General features: G+C 61.5%; 17 protein-coding genes. 11 read left to right on the forward strand and 6 right to left on the reverse strand.

Going from position 1 to position 16,021, the window contains the following annotated elements; genetic code table 11:
* Positions 1 to 8 precede the first annotated feature (8 nt).
* Positions 9 to 1,205: an acetyl-CoA C-acyltransferase gene (locus HWE17_RS02830; protein WP_099378511.1), complete on the forward strand. Its 1,197-nt coding sequence runs from the start codon at positions 9 to 11 to the stop codon at positions 1,203 to 1,205.
* Between the two features lie 94 nt (positions 1,206 to 1,299).
* Entirely contained in the window at positions 1,300 to 2,079 is a 780-nt protein-coding gene (locus tag HWE17_RS02835) for an enoyl-CoA hydratase (protein ID WP_176387731.1), read from the forward strand.
* Positions 2,080 to 2,532: 453 nt separating this feature from the next.
* On the opposite strand, the gene HWE17_RS02840 is transcribed toward HWE17_RS02835, so the two are convergent.
* Positions 2,533 to 4,245 (reverse strand): anti-phage dCTP deaminase, encoded by a 1,713-nt coding sequence (locus tag HWE17_RS02840; protein WP_369681702.1) that lies wholly within the window; start codon positions 4,243 to 4,245, stop codon positions 2,533 to 2,535.
* Positions 4,246 to 4,589: 344 nt separating this feature from the next.
* Between HWE17_RS02840 and HWE17_RS02845 the strand changes: the two genes are divergently transcribed.
* The 3 genes from HWE17_RS02845 (at position 4,590) to HWE17_RS02855 (ending at position 7,157) form a co-directional block, all read left to right on the forward strand.
* Positions 4,590 to 5,198, forward strand: coding sequence for a TetR/AcrR family transcriptional regulator (locus tag HWE17_RS02845; RefSeq protein ID WP_176387733.1), 609 nt, complete (start codon positions 4,590 to 4,592; stop codon positions 5,196 to 5,198).
* Positions 5,199 to 5,280: 82 nt separating this feature from the next.
* Positions 5,281 to 6,444, forward strand: coding sequence for an iron-containing alcohol dehydrogenase (locus HWE17_RS02850; RefSeq protein WP_176387734.1), 1,164 nt, complete (start codon positions 5,281 to 5,283; stop codon positions 6,442 to 6,444).
* Between the two features lie 35 nt (positions 6,445 to 6,479).
* Positions 6,480 to 7,157: a type 1 glutamine amidotransferase domain-containing protein gene (locus tag HWE17_RS02855; RefSeq protein WP_176387735.1), complete on the forward strand. Its 678-nt coding sequence runs from the start codon at positions 6,480 to 6,482 to the stop codon at positions 7,155 to 7,157.
* Between the two features lie 30 nt (positions 7,158 to 7,187).
* Here the strand turns inward: HWE17_RS02855 and HWE17_RS02860 are convergent, their stop codons facing one another.
* Positions 7,188 to 7,784: a TetR/AcrR family transcriptional regulator gene (locus HWE17_RS02860; protein ID WP_176387736.1), complete on the reverse strand. Its 597-nt coding sequence runs from the start codon at positions 7,782 to 7,784 to the stop codon at positions 7,188 to 7,190.
* Positions 7,785 to 7,825: 41 nt separating this feature from the next.
* Here HWE17_RS02860 and HWE17_RS02865 point away from each other — a divergent pair, with 41 nt between their 5' ends.
* Positions 7,826 to 8,353 carry a dihydrofolate reductase family protein gene (locus tag HWE17_RS02865; protein WP_176387737.1) on the forward strand — a complete coding sequence of 176 codons (528 nt, stop codon included), beginning with the start codon at positions 7,826 to 7,828 and terminating at the stop codon, positions 8,351 to 8,353.
* On the opposite strand, the gene HWE17_RS02870 is transcribed toward HWE17_RS02865, so the two are convergent.
* Positions 8,350 to 9,261: a metallophosphoesterase family protein gene (locus tag HWE17_RS02870; RefSeq protein ID WP_255206087.1), complete on the reverse strand. Its 912-nt coding sequence runs from the start codon at positions 9,259 to 9,261 to the stop codon at positions 8,350 to 8,352. The genes HWE17_RS02865 and HWE17_RS02870 overlap by 4 nt on opposite strands.
* A 30-nt stretch (positions 9,262 to 9,291) precedes the next feature.
* Here HWE17_RS02870 and bla point away from each other — a divergent pair, with 30 nt between their 5' ends.
* Together bla and HWE17_RS02880 are read left to right on the forward strand one after the other, a co-directional pair.
* The gene (bla, locus tag HWE17_RS02875) at positions 9,292 to 10,248 is read left to right on the forward strand and encodes a subclass B3 metallo-beta-lactamase (protein ID WP_176387738.1); all 957 of its coding nucleotides are present in this window, start codon (positions 9,292 to 9,294) and stop codon (positions 10,246 to 10,248) included.
* A gap of 266 nt (positions 10,249 to 10,514) precedes the next feature.
* On the forward strand, positions 10,515 to 10,688 hold the full coding sequence (locus HWE17_RS02880; protein ID WP_176387739.1) for a hypothetical protein: 174 nt from the start codon (positions 10,515 to 10,517) through the stop codon (positions 10,686 to 10,688).
* Here HWE17_RS02880 and HWE17_RS02885 read toward each other — a convergent pair.
* Together HWE17_RS02885 and HWE17_RS02890 are read right to left on the reverse strand one after the other, a co-directional pair.
* Positions 10,685 to 11,488 carry a metallophosphoesterase gene (locus HWE17_RS02885; protein WP_176387740.1) on the reverse strand — a complete coding sequence of 268 codons (804 nt, stop codon included), beginning with the start codon at positions 11,486 to 11,488 and terminating at the stop codon, positions 10,685 to 10,687. The two genes, HWE17_RS02880 and HWE17_RS02885, sit on opposite strands and share 4 nt — an antisense overlap.
* 46 nt (positions 11,489 to 11,534) lie before the next feature.
* Positions 11,535 to 12,440: a LysR family transcriptional regulator gene (locus HWE17_RS02890; protein ID WP_176387741.1), complete on the reverse strand. Its 906-nt coding sequence runs from the start codon at positions 12,438 to 12,440 to the stop codon at positions 11,535 to 11,537.
* 119 nt (positions 12,441 to 12,559) lie between these two features.
* On the opposite strand from HWE17_RS02890, the gene HWE17_RS02895 reads away from it, so the two are divergent.
* Both HWE17_RS02895 and HWE17_RS02900 read left to right on the forward strand, forming a co-directional pair.
* Positions 12,560 to 13,426, forward strand: a complete 867-nt coding sequence (locus HWE17_RS02895) for a pirin family protein (protein ID WP_099378521.1) — start codon at positions 12,560 to 12,562, stop codon at positions 13,424 to 13,426.
* Positions 13,427 to 13,491: 65 nt separating this feature from the next.
* Positions 13,492 to 14,193 (forward strand): isochorismatase family protein, encoded by a 702-nt coding sequence (locus tag HWE17_RS02900; RefSeq protein ID WP_217916680.1) that lies wholly within the window; start codon positions 13,492 to 13,494, stop codon positions 14,191 to 14,193.
* A gap of 6 nt (positions 14,194 to 14,199) precedes the next feature.
* Here the strand turns inward: HWE17_RS02900 and HWE17_RS02905 are convergent, their stop codons facing one another.
* A complete protein-coding gene (locus HWE17_RS02905; protein ID WP_255206088.1) occupies positions 14,200 to 14,955 on the reverse strand; it encodes an ABC transporter substrate-binding protein in 756 nt (251 codons plus the stop codon).
* A gap of 228 nt (positions 14,956 to 15,183) precedes the next feature.
* On the opposite strand from HWE17_RS02905, the gene pnuC reads away from it, so the two are divergent.
* A complete protein-coding gene (pnuC, locus tag HWE17_RS02910; RefSeq protein WP_176387743.1) occupies positions 15,184 to 15,774 on the forward strand; it encodes a nicotinamide riboside transporter PnuC in 591 nt (196 codons plus the stop codon).
* Positions 15,775 to 16,021 lie beyond the last annotated feature (247 nt).

Genomic DNA, 16,021 nt, shown 5'->3' on the forward strand with positions numbered 1-16,021 from the left:
AGCATAAAATGAGCAAACAACTTCAAGACGCGTACATCGTCTCTGCAACCCGCACCCCGATCGGCAAGGCGCCGCGCGGCATGTTCAGAAACACCCGCCCGGACGACCTGCTGGTGCGCGTGCTGCAATCGGCCCTGGCGCAAGCGCCTGGCCTCGACCCGGCGCTGATCACCGACGCCATCATCGGCTGCTCGTTCCCGGAAGCGGAGCAGGGCTTCAATATCGCGCGTAACTCGGTGCTGCTGGCCGGCTTGCCGAAAACCGTGGGCGGCGTCACCGTCAACCGTTACTGCGCTTCGGGCATCACGGCCATCGCCATGGCGGCCGACCGCATCCGCGTGGGCGAAGCCGACGTGATGATCGCCGGCGGCATCGAATCGATGTCGATGGTGCCGATGATGGGCCACCACCCATCGATGAACCTGGACATGTTCAGCGACGAAAACATCGGCATGGCTTACGGCATGGGTCTGACGGCCGAAAAAGTGGCGCAGCAATGGAAAGTGTCGCGCGAACAGCAGGACGCGTTCTCCGTGGAATCGCACCGCCGCGCCATCGCCGCGCAGCAAGCCGGCTTCTTCAAGGCGGAAACGACGCCCGTGGAAATCATCACGCGCACGCCTAACCTGGCTACCGGCCAGGTCGACGTGAGCCGCCGCACCGTCGACACCGACGAAGGCGCGCGCGCCGATTCGTCGATGGAATCGCTGGCCAAGCTGAAGCCTGTCTTCGCCGCCAAGGGTTCCGTCACGGCCGCAAACAGCTCGCAGATGTCCGACGGCGCCGGCGCGCTCTTGATCGTCAGCGAAAAAATCCTGCGCGAGCACAACCTGACCCCGCTGGCGAAATTCTCCTCGTTCGCCGTGCGCGGCGTGCCGCCGGAAATCATGGGCATCGGTCCTAAATTCGCCATTCCGGCAGCGTGCGCCGCCGCCGGCATCACGCAAGATCAGCTGGACTGGATCGAGCTGAACGAAGCGTTTGCCGCGCAAGCCTTGGCCGTCATCGGCGACCTGGGCCTGGATCCATCGAAGGTCAACCCAATGGGCGGCGCGATCGCCCTGGGCCACCCGCTGGGCGCCACCGGTGCCATCCGCGCCGCCACCGTGATCCACGCACTGCAGCGCACCAAGCAGAAGTACGGCATGGTCACGATGTGCGTGGGCGCCGGCATGGGTGCGGCAGGCATTTTCGAACGCGTTTGATCTGCCGGGCGTCGTGAGGTAAGAGGTCAGATTAGATTGGTCAAAACTTGGGCGCTGGGGATACCTCGGCGCCCTTTATCTTTTTGGAGACGACATGGATATTTTGTGCAGCAAGAGCGAGGGCATTCTGACCCTGGAATTCAACCGCCTGGAACGCAAGAATGCGATCACGGGCGCCATGTACCAGACCCTGGCCGATGCGCTGGTAGCGGCCGAGACGGACGATGCGGTACGCGCCATCCTGATCTGCGGCAAGCGCGAGATTTTCACGGCGGGTAACGACCTCGATGACTTCATGAAGACGGCGCGCCCGAAAGATGGTTCGCTCGACCATGACCGTCCCGTGTTCCAGTTCATGCGCGCCCTGTACGGCAGCAGCAAGCCCGTGGTGGCGGCTGTCTCCGGTCCCGCCATCGGCATCGGCACCACCTTGCTGATGCACTGCGACCTTGTCTATGCGGCCGACAACGCCAGCTTCTCGATGCCGTTCACGCAACTGGGCCTGTGTCCGGAATTCGGCTCCAGCCTTCTGCTCACGCAACTGGCCGGCTACCCGCGCGCGGCGGAAAAGCTGATGCTGGGCGAAGCGTTCCCTGCCAGCGAAGCGCTGGAAATGGGCCTGGTCTCGAAAGTCGTGCCCCTGTACGAATTGATGACGTTCGCGCAAGGCCAGGCTGCCAAACTGGTGGCTCTGCCAGCCGCCTCGATCCGCGCCACCAAGCGATTGATGAAACAAAGCCGCATGGAACCGATGAAGGCGGCCATCGCCGACGAAAACACACTGTTCAGCGCCATGCTGGGCGGCGCCGAGGCGAAGGAAGCGTTTACGGCCTTCTTTGAAAAACGCAAGCCGGATTTCAAGAAGTTTGCCTAAGCTGACTGCCGGTGCTTGATGTAGGGCAGTGATTCTTCACTGCCTAGTTGTCGTATGCAGGCGTAGGAGTTTGTTCTTGATGGCAGCAGATAGGCACCATCAAACCTTCGATTTAGACGCTAAAAAGATGGCCTTGAGGCGCATCCTTACCAGGAAAGCGTGCGGGCAAACGATAAAGTTTCAGAGATAATTAATTCACGCTCGGTGTTCTCTCGTCGAGCAGATGCTGGCGCAGAGTACGCGAGTATTAAACTAGGCGGGCGATGCAAAGGTTTAGCAACTCCGCTGCGTACGATGGGGCTATCGAAGTCTAGACTGAGCTGTTTTGCTTGCTCTTTGGGATCAGTTTTCATGAGCGATAGTCGAGTTTCGGAATGAAGATAGCAAAGTCAGATTAGGTTAGCTTAATGCTACAGTCAAGCGGAATTCGCAACTACATGAGAATCCGTAGCCTTATCGTGAATTCACCTCATCCGCCTCCGCAGTAGCCTTCGTACCTACGACCATAGTAAGCCCAGCTTTCATAGCATGTTCTGGCTCTGAAGCCTTGATCCGTAGAAGAACTTTTGCTTCGAAGGACCTGTAGTCGTCCAAGTACTCTCCGACGGCCTTGGGCGCATCTTTAGGCATGATTTTTATCACTCCTCCAGTTGCGCTATCCTTCCGCTTAGTCATCTGGAAGAAATTCAGGTATTGTCGAGGCGTCACGCCTTCAAAGTGGATGAACTTGACCTGATCAAAAGGTCGAACATTATGACCTACTTTTTCCTCTTCGTCATCCTCAGTATCGAACTCGATTGCATCCGAATGTAGCTTTTGTGCCAAGCTTTTTTCGTATGGTTCGATGTAGTACACCTTCGAGATCCCTGCTGCCACTATGTGGCGGGCGCAGCTGTGACACGGAAAGGTTGTAGTAAAAAGTTTCGCCCCGACTATGCCGGGAGTGCCAGTACGTGCTAGCGAGATGATTGCATCCATCTCTGCATGTACAGCCCTGGAAAATTCTGTCAAATCGTCGATGTGAGATGCCTTGAACACCGTCGAAAGAACCTTGTCAAGTATAGTGTCGGGTATCAAACGCTTAGTCAAACCAGCATCATCAACTGTGGTTAATTCTTCAAGTGCGAGACGAATATCCTCCTTGTGTGAGAGCTTCTCTCTATCGTTGAAACAGACTTGCTCTTCACGGTGTACGCAGCGGCGATCGTTCGTCCCATCCTCTGTTGTATACAAGCCTCCGGATGACTTCGGTACGTCGTTACACCCGGTGGATACTATTTTTCCTGATAAATCAGAGATCGAGGCACCGACCTGACGAGACAGGCATGCTGATTTGAGCCCAGCTGAATAAGCAGCATACATTCCATACTCTTGTGTGGTTGGAGATATGCCGTTCTCTCCATGCAGTAAGCCTACAAAACGCTTTAACTTCCGTTGAAGCGAGCTTGTGGTGCCGGCATCTGTACTAGTGTAGAAATCAGCTAGTTTTAAGGCTTTATCAAGTTGCTGTCCGTTGTCTTGCTCTTGTCGTCGATCACGCTCCATAAGATCTGAAATCTCCGAAGCAGCTGCACGATCAATAGTAAGAAGCCGAGCGCGGCGTTTTTCTGCCACGCTGATTACACCAATAAGATGAAATAACTTCCGATAGACGACTCGAAGTAAGGCAACTTCGTCTTGATGTTTGATCTGGTCAATTAGATATGCGATTCGGACAGGAACGTACTCTTGAATATCGACATTGCTTCCTGAAGTTTTGCTTCGCTGTTGTCCTCGTTGTACTACAATTTCTTCAATTGCATGCTCTGCCAAGTAGCTGCTGCTGATCAGACGTAACTTGTTGCCAGCATCCTGTAGGCGGAAGTATCGTCTAACGTTTGTGGAAAACCCCTTATATTCGCCTTCTACTAACGAGATCGTTCCGTTAGTGATGGCGTTTTCGATAATTTTGCTGAGTTTAATTATGCGTACTTCATAGCCTGCAGATTCAAGGGCTAATTTTGCCTGCGATATTACCTGAGTCGTGCCGCATCCGACTGGACCCGCAAAGGCAAGCACTAGCTCTTCAGACTGCCGAGCTTCAAGGGTTTTTTGGGCTGATTGGTCGATTAACTTTCCATCTTTCACTTTGGATTTTGAGTGACTTTTTGTTTGTTTTCTTTGCACTGTATTCAAGGTGAACCTCATTTTAATGTCGAGATTTGACGATATTTTTCTCACTCACACATGAACTTTTCCAATGGCGAAGAGGGACATTTCTATATGTGCTCTTTAGTTTGCCTGCTTTCAAATAGCTCTTGAGTAGATAGAACTTCAGCAATTCTATGCAATATTTACAAGAGTGATCTCTCCAAATGTAACAGCCTTGTAGTATGGCATTGGTATTGTTGACAGCAGTCAGCTGTAGCCATACTTTTGTTGCTTTACAGATAATCAGAGTTGAAGAGTTTCATTGTAGGAACGAAATTTCACAACATAGACGACTGGTCTAATTGTGCTACAATCATCGCATGAAAGCTGAATACACCGACGTGCGCCAGCACATTATCGACCAGGGCAAGGCCATCATCACGCGCAAGGGCTTTGCCGGCGTGGGGCTGAATGAGATCCTGTCGGCCGCCGACGTGCCCAAGGGTTCGTTCTACCATTACTTCAAGTCCAAGGAATTGTTTGGCGAAGCGATGCTGGAAGATTACGTCACCGGCTACCTGGACGAAATGGAGCTCGTGCTGGGCCAGCCCGGCCAGAGCGCGGCGCAGGTGCTGATGGCGTATTGGGCCAGCTGGACCAGTGCAAGCCTCGATGGCAGCGGTTGCGACTGCCGCTGCCTGGTGGTCAAGCTCAGCAGCGAAGTGGCGGACATGTCGGAACCGATGCGCGTGGCGCTGCTGGACGGCACCCATCGCATCATCGCCAGGCTGGCCCTGGCCATCGCGCGGGGCAGGGTGGACGATACCCTGCCATCGGTAGCCGACCCGGCGCAGATGGCCGCCACCTTGTACCAGCTGTGGCTGGGCGCGGCGATGCTGACCAAGCTGCGGCGCGACGCCAGCGCCTTGCAAACGGCCTGGCGGGCGACCCTGGCCATGTTGCAGCTGTCGCCGGACAGGGACCGATAAACAACCAACAAGCGGACGCACCACGTCCGCGTTTTTTGAACCGCACTCTAGACGACCAGTCTAATAATAAAGGAGCAGCAGCATGAAGAATTTTGAATTCCATAATCCGACGAAGATTGTGTTCGGTGCCGACACCGTCGCCAAATTGTCCGCCCTGGTGCCGCACGATGCGCGCGTGCTGATTTTGTACGGCGGCGCCAGCGCGGAAAAGACGGGCACTTTGGCCGAGGTGCGCGCCGCGCTTGCGCTGGGCCAGCGCAGCGTGCAGGAGTTTGGCGGCATCGAACCCAATCCCAGCTATGAAACCCTGATGCGCGCCGTCGCTCAGGTGCGCAGCGAAAAGCTGGACTTCCTGCTGGCCGTCGGCGGCGGCTCCGTGATCGACGGCACCAAGTTCGTTGCCGCGGCCGCCCTGTACGACGGCGAGCCGTGGGAAATCGCCGAGCGCGGCGGCGCCAATGTGCAGCGCGCCCTGCCGTTCGGCACGTTGCTGACCTTGCCGGCAACGGGATCGGAAATGAACAGCGGCGGCGTGGTGACGAAAAAAGCCACGCATGACAAGCTGAGTTTTCGCAATCCGCTGCTGTACCCGCAATTTTCCGTGCTCGACCCTAGTAAAACCTTTACCTTGCCGGCCACGCAGGTGGCCAATGGCCTGGTCGACGCCTTTGTCCACACGACGGAACAGTATCTGACCTATCCGGTGCAGGCGAAGGTGCAGGACCGCTTTGCCGAAGGCTTGCTGCAAACCCTGGTCGAGATCGCGCCGCAGGCCATCGCCTCGCCCGACGATTACGATACCCGCGCCAATCTGATGTGGACGGCCACCCTGGCCCTGAATGGCCTGATCGGCGCCGGCGTGCCGCAGGATTGGGCCACTCACATGATCGGCCACGAACTGACGGCCCTGTACGACATCGACCATGCGCGCACCCTGGCCCTGGTGCTGCCGGCCCTGCTGGACGTACAGCGCGAACAGAAACGCGGCAAATTGCTGCAATTTGGCGAACGTGTCTGGAACATCAACAGCGGCAGCGACGACGAGCGCATCGACGCCGCCATCGCCCGCACGCGCGCTTTCTTTGAAGGCCTGGGCATCCCGACCCGTTTGTCGGCCTATCAGCTGGGTCAGGAAGCGGTGGACGCGGTACTGACGCAACTGGAAGCACATGGCATGACCTCCCTCGGCGAACACCGCGATATCGACCTCGCGCGCAGCCGCCGTATCCTCGAAGCAGCACTGTAATCCTACCCTCGCAAGCTCACTGAAAAGGAAACAACATGAACATCCTGATGGTACTGACCTCGCACGATCAACTGGGTAACACCGGCAAGAAAACCGGCTTCTGGCTGGAAGAATTCGCCGCTCCCTACTATGCCTTGCAGGAAGCGGGCGCCAGGCTGACGGTGGTCTCGCCCAATGGCGGCCAGCCGCCGCTGGACCCGAAAAGCGACGAGCCCGATTCGCAAACGGACGCCACGCGCCGCTTCAAGCAGGACGCCGATGCGCAAGCCGTGCTGGCCAACACGGGCAAGCTGGCCGACGTGAAGGCGGGGGACTTTGACGCCGTGTTCTATCCGGGCGGCCACGGTCCGCTGTGGGACCTGGCCGAAGATCGGCACTCGATCGCGCTGATCGAGCAGATGATCGCCGCCGGCAAGCCCGTCGCCGCCGTCTGCCACGCGCCCGGCGTGCTGCGTCACGTGAAGGCAGCTGACGGCACGCCGCTGGTGCGCGGCAAGCAGGTGACGGGCTTTACGAATACCGAGGAAGACGCCGTCGGCCTGAGCGCCATCGTGCCTTTCCTGGTCGAGGACATGCTCAAGCAAAACGGCGGCGTCTACTCGAAGCTGGGCGACTGGCAGCCGTACGCCGTCACCGATGGCTTGCTGGTCACGGGCCAGAATCCGGCGTCGTCGGAAGCGGCCGCCCAGGCGCTGCTCAAGCTGCTGGCCTGATGCCAAGGTAGGGCGTCCGGCCGCTGGACGTCACACCGCAGTGCGTCCGGCGGCCATGCCCGCCAGGATCAGGCCGACCGAGGCGTGCCATTGCGTCTCGCTGGCCGGCCTGCCCGCCAGCGCATAGCCGTGCAGGAAATCAACGAGCGCATCGCGCCCGCGCAGGCGGGTTTTCTTGTCCAGGCCCAGGCCCTCCACGGCCAGTTCGAACAGCGCCGTGAACCGCTCGGCCACGTCGGCTTGCTCCACCAGCCCGCGCGCCATCAGGCGCACGAAATACGGCGTGGCGCTGACCAGTTCCAGGTACAGCGCGCACAGCGCGAGCAGGCGCCGCTGCGGCCCCTGGCGTTGCGTAAACGGCGGCTGGCACGGGTCGAGCGCGGCAAAGCGCTGCGCCATCAAGGCCAGCAATAATTCCTCTTTTCCCGCGTAGTAGTGATACAGGGCCATGGCATCGACGCCCAGGCTGTGCGCCAGTGCGCGCATGGAGAACGCTTCGCCTTTTTCTTCCAGCAGGGCCAGGGCCGCTTGCAGGATGCTGGCGTTGTCCAGTGCGGGCGCGGCGCGGCGCGGACGTCCGGCGCGGCGCACGGGAGATGCCACGACTTGAAGTTTTGGAGTTTTCATGGGCATAATTCTACACTGTAGAATTAAATCAAGGAGCACCCATGCAAAAAACTTTCGTCAGCGTTTTTCTCGGCATCAGCCTCGACGGCTGCATCGCGGGAGAAAACGGCGACCTGTCCTGGCTGGCCGAACTGGCCCCCGACTCGCCCGACTCCACCGGCTATACGGCCTTGATGGAGCAGGTCGATACCCTGCTGATCGGGCGCACCACGTATGACGCCGTGCTGGGTTTTGAGCCGTGGCCGTATGCGGGCAAGCGCGTGGTGGTCCTGAGCCGCCGCGACTTCGCGCCGCGCCATGGCGAGCAGCGTCGCGCAGGCAGTGTGCGGGCAGTGCTGGAGGGGCTGGCGGAGGAGGGGTGCCGCCACGTGTATCTTGATGGCGGCGCCGTCATCCGCGCCGGCTTGCGCGAGGGCGTCATCGACAGCCTGACCTTGTCCGTGCTGCCCGTGGTGCTGGGCAAGGGCGTGCGCCTGTTCGAGGACGGCTTGCCGCGCAGCGACTGGCGCCTGCACAACACGCGCCAGCTGCCCAGTGGCGTGGTGCAGCTGCGCTATGCAAAGCGTTAAACCGTGCTGGCGAGGTCGACGATGAAGCCGGAATCGTAGCGTTCATTCTCCGGCGTGCCATCGGGCCGCTTGTAGCCGCAGGGGTTGCACACGACGCGACAGTCCTGGACGCGGTAGTCGAGCGAGGCGTGCATGTGGCCATGCACCCACAGGTCGGCCTGCGCCACCAGCGCGTCCAGCTGCGAGGCGAAGGCGGGCGAGCCCAGGTTCGTTGCGTATTGCTCTTCCACCGACTGCATCGATGGCGCCATGTGCGTGATGACGACCGTCTTGCCATCGAACGGTTGCGCCAGCTGTTGCTCTAGCCAGGCGCGGTGCCGCGCGTGCAGCTGCGCCGTGTCGCTCGCGCACAAGAGACGCGGCGTATCGCCGCCCGTGCTGATGCGCTTGTAGTCGGGCATGTAGGTTTGCGCCGCGCTCAAGGCTTCCTCGTACCTGTCGGCGCCGAACAGCAAAAAATCCGTCCACAGCGTGACGCCGAGAAAACGCACGCCGTTCAGCACCATGGCGTCGGCGTCGAGCAGGCGGATATTGGCGCCGTGCGCATTGGCGCTGGTGCAGGCGTCGCGCACGGCGTCCTGCATGTGTTCCAGCTGATGGCCATAGCCCTCGTGGTTGCCGTGTACGTACAGCACGGGCAGGGCGCCGAAGGTGCGCGCGGCCCAGGCGATGGCATTGCTGCCCGTGTCGATGTCGCCGGCCAGGATCACCACGTCGGGCCGGCAGGCGGCAAGGTCGATGGCGGGCGTGTCGTCACCCCAGACTTCCAGGTGCAGGTCGGACAGAATCAGCAAACGCATGGCAGGAGGCGCGGCGAGGCGCACGGCAGTGAATGGGCCTCTATCGTAGCGCAAGTCGCCACGCCCGTCCGCTTGACCGCGCGCGGGGGCGACGTTACCCTGTGGCATCGATTACCGCACACTCATTACTGGAGCCGCATGCCGCCTTTCTACTTTCCCAAGTCTCTGCTCAGCATCGCGCTGGCCGCCATGGCGCTGCCGTTTGCCGCGCATGCCGCCACGCCCGCCGTCGATCCCTTGACGCAGCCGATCGCCTCGCCGTATGCGGCGCAGTGGAACCGCCCGCAGCAGCCGGCGCGCATCCACGGCGACACGTATTACGTGGGCGTGGGCGGATTGAGCGTGGTGCTGATCGACACGCGCGAGGGCTTGATCCTCATCGATGGCGCGTTGCCGCAATCGGTGGCCGCCATCAAGGAGCATATCCTCGAGCTGGGCTTTCGCCTGGAAGACATCAAGTTCATCCTGAGTACGGAAGCGCATTTCGACCATTCGGGCGGCATCGCCGCCCTGGCCCGCGACAGCGGCGCGCAAGTGATCGCCAGCCCGCTGGGAGCGCAGGCGCTACGCGCGGGATCGGTGCTCGCCATGGACCCGCAAGCGGGCGAAATCGACCCCATGCCGGCCGTGGAAAACGTGCGCGAGATCGCCGATGGCGAAACCCTGCAACTGGGCGACGTGACCGTCACGGCGCGCTACACGCCGGGCCATACGCCGGGCAGCACCAGCTGGACCTGGGTGTCGTGCGAGGATGCGGAGCGCAAGGAATGCCTGAACGTGGTGTTCGGCGCCAGCCTCACGCCGGTGGCGGCCGATGATTTTCACTACCTGGGCGATGAACGCCATGCGGACCTGACGCCGGCCTTCCGCCGCGTCATGCAGGACTTCGCCAGACTGCCGTGCGACATCCTGATCTCGGCCCACCCCGACCACTCGGGCGGCGACCGCAAGCTGACGCAGTTGCTGGAAGGCGTCACGCCGAATCCCTTCATCGATGCGCAGGCGTGCAGCAGCTACGCTGCCAGGAATGAAGTGAAGCTCGATGCCCGCATCGCCAAGGAAAAAGCCATGGCTGGCGAGGCTGCGACAAAATAACAACGTTGGCGCATGCGCCATGAAAAGCGGTTGACGCACTGCAGCATCCGGCGCAGAATCGTCATCCGCAGTACAGATCAACCACACAAAAAGAAAGGAAACCCATGTTCGAGCAGGCTGGCAGCAAGTTGACGTACTACTAGCCCCGCGCATGACGCTCGGGGCCATCGGCAGCAATGCCGATCCCGAGCCGGTGTCCTTCAAACCCCGGTGAGGAAACTTGCCGGGGTTTTTTGTTTTGCGCGAGCGGGTTGAAAGGAAACAGCATGAAAATCAAAGTGAAAGCCACGTCCAAGCCGCGCAATCCGCTGGTGGTTGCCGCCAGGCTGCGCGGCGGCGCCGGCGCGCACCAGTCGGAGGCGTCGCCACGCGTGGCGCGCCGGGCCGGCAAGCACCGCCTGCAGCAATGGCTGGCGGGCCGTTTGAAACCGGATGATTAGCGTGGGCCTAGTTCGACGATGAAATTCGGATCGAACGCGGGATTTTGCGGCGCGCCGCTGCGCGTCTTGTAGCCGCACGGGTTGCTGACCACGCGGCACTGGCCGATCCAATAGTCGCGCGAGGCGTGGAGGTGGCCATGCACCCACAGGTCCGCCTGCGCCGCCAGGTCGTCCAGGCGCGAGGCGTAGGCGGGCGAACATCCCTCGCTGCCGTAGGCATCGTCGACCGACAACAGCGACGGCGCCATGTGGCTGATGACGACGGTGCTGCCGTCGAAGGGCTGCGCCAGTTCGCGCGCCAGCCAGGCTTTTTGCTGCGCGTGGAACATGGCCGTATCGGCCGCGCGCAGCTTGCGAAAACCCATGTTGGCCAGGCGGATGCGCTTGTAGTCGTTCATGACGGCTTCCGCATCGCGCATGGCCGCCTGGCGCGTGTCGTCGCCCAGCAGGCGGAAATCCGTCCACAGGGTGGCGCCCAGGAAGCGTACGGTGTGGCCTGCCTGGTCGGTGATGAGGTGAGACCCGGCGTCGAGAAAATGCACGTTGTCCGTGGCGGCGCAGGCTGCGCGCAGCTCCTGGCGCACCTTGTCGAGGTGGTGGCCATAGCCTTCGTGGTTGCCGTGCACGTACATCACGGGCAGGCCCGCGAATGCGGTGGCCGCCCAGGCGACGGCGCGCGCGCCCGTGTCGATGTCGCCGGCCAGGATGACGGCGTCGGGGCAGCTGAGCGCGAGGTCGCCCTGCGGCGCTTCGTCGCGCCATAACTCATGGTGCAGGTCCGACAGTATCAATAAACGCATGCGGTATCCAGGCGATTGAAAAGTAGGCCATCGTACCTGAAAAGCCTCATTCCTCCTCCAGCGCGGCGAAGCTGTGCGCCAGGTAGTCGAGCAGCGTGCGCACGGCCGGCAGCAGGCCGCGCCGCGAGGGAAATACCGCGTGGATGATTTCGCGCTGCGGCCGCCACTGCTCCATCAGCGGCAGCAGGCTGCCATTGGCCACCTGTTCCGTGATCATCATGGTCGGCAGCTGCACCACGCCCACGCCGGCCACGGCCGCGTCGCGCAGGGTCAGCATGTCGCCCGTGACGAAGCGCGGCACGTGGCGCAGCTGCGCGCGCGCACCATCGGGGCCGTGCAAATCCCACTGGTAGTGCTGTTGCGGCGTGCCCAGGGCCAGGCTGGGCCAGTCGGCCAGGTCGGCCGGCGCCTTCGGCAAGGCCGCGCCGGCGAACAGCAGCGGGCTGCCTACCATGCACTGGCCCCGTTCGGTCAGCACGCGCAATACCAGGTCGCTGTCGGGCAGCGGAGGCGGACGCACGCGGATGGCCACGTCGATACCCTCGGCCACCAGGTCGACGCGGCGGTTGCTCGCTTCCAATAGCAGAGTCACTTGCGGATGCTCGCGCATGAAACCGGCCAGCATGGGTGCGACCAGCGAGTGCAGCAGAGCGATGGGACAGGACAGGCGCACCGTGCCGCGCGGCGCCGCGCGCGTCAGTTCGATCGCTTCCTGCGCCGCCTCCGCCTCCACCAGCATGGCCTTGCAATGCTCGTAAAACGTCTGCCCCACATCGGTGACGGAAAAATGCCGCGTCGTGCGTTGCAGCAGGCGCGCGCCGAGCCGCTCTTCCAGCAGCGCGATGCGCCGGCTCAGTTTTGATTTCGGCATGCCCAGCGCGCGCCCGGCCGGCGCGAAACCACCATGGTCGACCACCTGCACAAAGTAATACAAGTCATTCAGGTCCTGCATGTCGCCTCCTTGATCGTTCTATTTATGGAACGCTGATGGCATATTTTACCGTCTACCGCCTTCATCGTTGCAAGCGTATTCTGTCTTCATCGTAATGCAAACCCCAACAGGAGATCGAGATGAACAAAGTCACAGGTATCTACAGCGCACCCCGCCAGCATTGGGTCGGCGACGGTTTCCCCGTGCGCTCGATGTTTTCGTATAACGGCCATGGCAAGCAGCTGAGCCCCTTCCTGCTGCTCGACTATGCCGGTCCTGCCGAATTTGCGCCCGGCACCCGTCCGCCCGGCGTCGGTTCGCATCCGCACCGCGGCTTTGAAACGGTGACCATCGTCTACAAGGGCGAAGTGGCGCACCGCGATTCGACGGGCCAGGGCGGCGTGATCGGCCCCGGCGACGTGCAGTGGATGACGGCCGGCGCCGGCATCCTGCATGAAGAGTTTCACTCGCCTGCCTTCACACAGTCCGGTGGCACGCTGGAAATGGTGCAGCTGTGGGTGAACCTGCCGGCGAAAAACAAGATGACGGCGCCCGGCTACCAGGCCATCACCAGCGACACGATTCCCACAGTGGCGCTGCCCGATGATGCCGGTTCCGTGCGCGTGATCGCCGGCGACTTCGCTGGCCAGCATGGACCCGCCCGCACGTTCTCGCCGATGCAGGTGTGGGACATGCGCCTGGCCCAGGGCAAGCTGACGGAGCTGCCCGTGACCCGAGGCTGGAGCACGGCGCTGATCGTTTTGCACGGCACGGTGCTGGTCAATGGCGAGAGCGTGGTGCGCGAAGCGCAGATGGCGCTGTTCGAGCGCGATGGCGACAGCATCACCATCGAAGCGAACAACGACGCCGTGGTACTGCTGCTGAGCGGTGAGCCGATCGAGGAACCCATCGTCGGCCACGGTCCCTTCGTCATGAACACCGAGGCGGAAATCGCGCAGGCGTTCGAGGATTTCAACAGCGGCCGCTTTGCCCGTATCGCGACGTAATTTGTGCAGTGAATTTGTGTAGTACCCATGCCGCATCCCGCGGCATGGTTTTTCAGGAGACCACCATGAGCACCCCCGCCAACTTCCAAGGTTTGCCACCGATGATCGATCCCGACGATGCCGTCATGCTGCTGATCGACCACCAGAGCGGTTTGTTCCAGCTGGTGCGCGACATCGAGCAGCACGTGCTGCGCGGCCACGTCACGGCGCTGGCCAAGCTGTCGCGCCTGGCCAACATGCCGACTTTTACCACCGCGTCCGTGCCCGACGGTCCGAACGGCCCCTTGATTCCGGAAATCCACCATTTCAACCCGGAAGCCGTCTACATCCCGCGCACGGGCCAGATCAACGCCTGGGACAATCCGGCCTGGGTCGAAGCCATCGAAAAGACGGGCCGCAAGACCCTGCTGATCGCCGGCACGCTCACCAGCGTGTGCATGGCCTTCCCGACCATCAGCGCGCTGGCGGCCGGCTACAAGGTGTTCGCCATCATCGATGCCTCGGGCAACTGGTCGAAGATGGCCACCGACATTACCATGGCGCGCGTGACGCAGGCGGGCGCCGTGCCGATCGACACGTACGCCGTGCTGGCTGAAGTGATGAGCACCTGGAACCGCGCCGACGCGATGGAATTCGCCGCCATCATGACCGACCATATCGTGCCGCCATACCGCGCCCTGATCGAAAGCTACGACAAGGCGCAGGGTGTGCAAAAGAATGGCCGCGAAACCAAGCTGGAAATCCTCGAAGCGGCCGGCAAGGGCTGACCGTCGCTACGGCGCTTCGTAGCTGTTGCGTATCGCCGCCAGCACGCCGCGCTGTTCCAGGTGCGTGATGGCGGCGTTCAGGCGCGCCAGGTCGCCGGCGCTGGTCGTGCGCGCATTGAGCATCAGGTGCACGGGGGCGCGCAGGACCAGGAAGGGCAGGGTGCGCAAGGCAACGCCCTGCAGGCGCGCTTCGTGGCGCACGGCCAGCACGTCGCCCAGCAGCAGGTCGGCGCGGCCCGCGTCAAGCATGCGCACGCCTTGCTGGAAACTGCCGAACGCATTCAGGCGGCCGGCCTTTTCCAGCGCCGGCCGGGCCGCCGCGTATTGCGCGCCATACCAGCCCACCTTGGGCGCCAGCAAGGTCGACTTGCCGCGCGCGAGCTGCGCGAAGCTGGCGATCTGCTGGTGGTTGCCGGGCGAGCCGGATTTGCTGAAGACGCCCACGGCTTCATCGCGGTACGAGAGGGAAAAGCGCGCATACGACTGGCGTTCCGGCGTCTCGGACGCGGCCAGCATCAGGTCCAGCCCCCCTTTCTGGAACAGCCGCTGGCGCCGCGCCGTGGGCAGCTCCGGCACGGTGACCAGGGTGCAGCGGGCTTCCTTGAAAATGGCCTTCAGCAATTCCAGGTCCAGGCCCGTATGGCGGCCCTGGGCATCGCGGTAGACATACGGCGGCCACTGCTCCAGCGCCATCGTCATGCGGCAAGCTACGGCGGGCAGGGCAGATACGCCGAGCACTGCCGCAAACAGGAGATGGCGCATGCGCATAAGGGGGCTTCCTGGAGTTTCAACTTGCTATTCAATTTGCCAGAATGGCCACGGAAGTCAAGGGCTGCGGCGGTTGAAGGCCGGCCTGGTTCGCATTTCCTCGATGTTTGCGCGTTTTTTGCCGCTTTCCCCCATGGGTGTCGGCTCCGGCGTGGCGAACACCGTGCAGTGTAATCGGCTATAGTGACGCGGTGCCACCACTGCCCCGCAAAGGAAGACCGCTTGACTGCCCCGCTCGAGATCGCCGCCAATGTATTGATGACTGCCTCCATCATCCTGGCCGGACGCAATAATATTCATTCCTGGTGGATCGGCATGGTCGGCTGCGTGCTGTTTGCCGTGCTGTTTTTCCAGGTCAACCTGTACGCCGACGTGATGCTGCAACTGTTTTTCATCGTCACCTGCGTTATCGGCTGGATGCAATGGCGGCGCGGCGCCGGCGGCAAGCCGTTGCCGATCACGCGCACGGGTTGGCGCAGCCTGGCCTGGGTGGTGCCGGCCGGCATCGTCTCCGTGGCGATCTACGGCATGCTGCTGCACCGCTTCACGAATGCCTACGCGCCGTTCATCGATTCGGCAGTGTTGGTATTTAGCATCATCGCGCAATTCCTGCTGATGAGCCGACGCATCGAAACCTGGGCTTTCTGGTTGCTGGTCAACACCGTGGCCGTGCCGCTGTACTACAGCCGCGGCCTGCACCTGACGGCCGTGCTGTATGCGGCCTACTGGGTCAACGCCGTGATTTCCTGGTACTGGTGGAGCGTGCAGGCACGCCGCGCGGCGCAAGCGCCTGCGGTGATGGCCGACGCCTGATCTTGCCTTACACCAAGTCCTTAGATTCAAATCGTATATACAATCAATTTTTAATTCGTTCACGCGATAAAGACACCGGGATATAGTGGCCTTTCCCCGCTTACCGGTGTCTTTTATGTTGCGTTTTACCCTTTCTGCCTGTTTTTACGCCGCCCCGCACCAGCTGACCATGCAATGCATGGCGCAGTGGATGCCGGTGCGTGCCCGTCCACGCATCCCTTAAGTCATTCCATCCGTTTCGTTGTCG

Origin of the sequence: Janthinobacterium sp. BJB401 (genome assembly GCF_013372745.1) — a bacterium.
Taxonomy (GTDB): Bacteria; Pseudomonadota; Gammaproteobacteria; order Burkholderiales; family Burkholderiaceae_D; genus Janthinobacterium; species Janthinobacterium rivuli.

Coding starts and splice junctions, on each gene's coding strand:
- bla (WP_176387738.1), top strand. CDS start 9,292: ATGCCGCCTTTCTACTTTCCCAAGTCTCTGCTCAGCATCGCGCTGGCC.
- HWE17_RS02870 (WP_255206087.1), bottom strand. CDS start 9,261: ATGCCACAGGGTAACGTCGCCCCCGCGCGCGGTCAAGCGGACGGGCGT.
- HWE17_RS02850 (WP_176387734.1), top strand. CDS start 5,281: ATGAAGAATTTTGAATTCCATAATCCGACGAAGATTGTGTTCGGTGCC.
- HWE17_RS02890 (WP_176387741.1), bottom strand. CDS start 12,440: ATGCAGGACCTGAATGACTTGTATTACTTTGTGCAGGTGGTCGACCAT.
- HWE17_RS02895 (WP_099378521.1), top strand. CDS start 12,560: ATGAACAAAGTCACAGGTATCTACAGCGCACCCCGCCAGCATTGGGTC.
- HWE17_RS02830 (WP_099378511.1), top strand. CDS start 9: ATGAGCAAACAACTTCAAGACGCGTACATCGTCTCTGCAACCCGCACC.
- HWE17_RS02865 (WP_176387737.1), top strand. CDS start 7,826: ATGCAAAAAACTTTCGTCAGCGTTTTTCTCGGCATCAGCCTCGACGGC.
- HWE17_RS02855 (WP_176387735.1), top strand. CDS start 6,480: ATGAACATCCTGATGGTACTGACCTCGCACGATCAACTGGGTAACACC.
- HWE17_RS02860 (WP_176387736.1), bottom strand. CDS start 7,784: ATGAAAACTCCAAAACTTCAAGTCGTGGCATCTCCCGTGCGCCGCGCC.
- HWE17_RS02835 (WP_176387731.1), top strand. CDS start 1,300: ATGGATATTTTGTGCAGCAAGAGCGAGGGCATTCTGACCCTGGAATTC.
- HWE17_RS02905 (WP_255206088.1), bottom strand. CDS start 14,955: ATGCGCCATCTCCTGTTTGCGGCAGTGCTCGGCGTATCTGCCCTGCCC.
- HWE17_RS02885 (WP_176387740.1), bottom strand. CDS start 11,488: ATGCGTTTATTGATACTGTCGGACCTGCACCATGAGTTATGGCGCGAC.
- HWE17_RS02845 (WP_176387733.1), top strand. CDS start 4,590: ATGAAAGCTGAATACACCGACGTGCGCCAGCACATTATCGACCAGGGC.
- HWE17_RS02900 (WP_217916680.1), top strand. CDS start 13,492: ATGAGCACCCCCGCCAACTTCCAAGGTTTGCCACCGATGATCGATCCC.
- HWE17_RS02880 (WP_176387739.1), top strand. CDS start 10,515: ATGAAAATCAAAGTGAAAGCCACGTCCAAGCCGCGCAATCCGCTGGTG.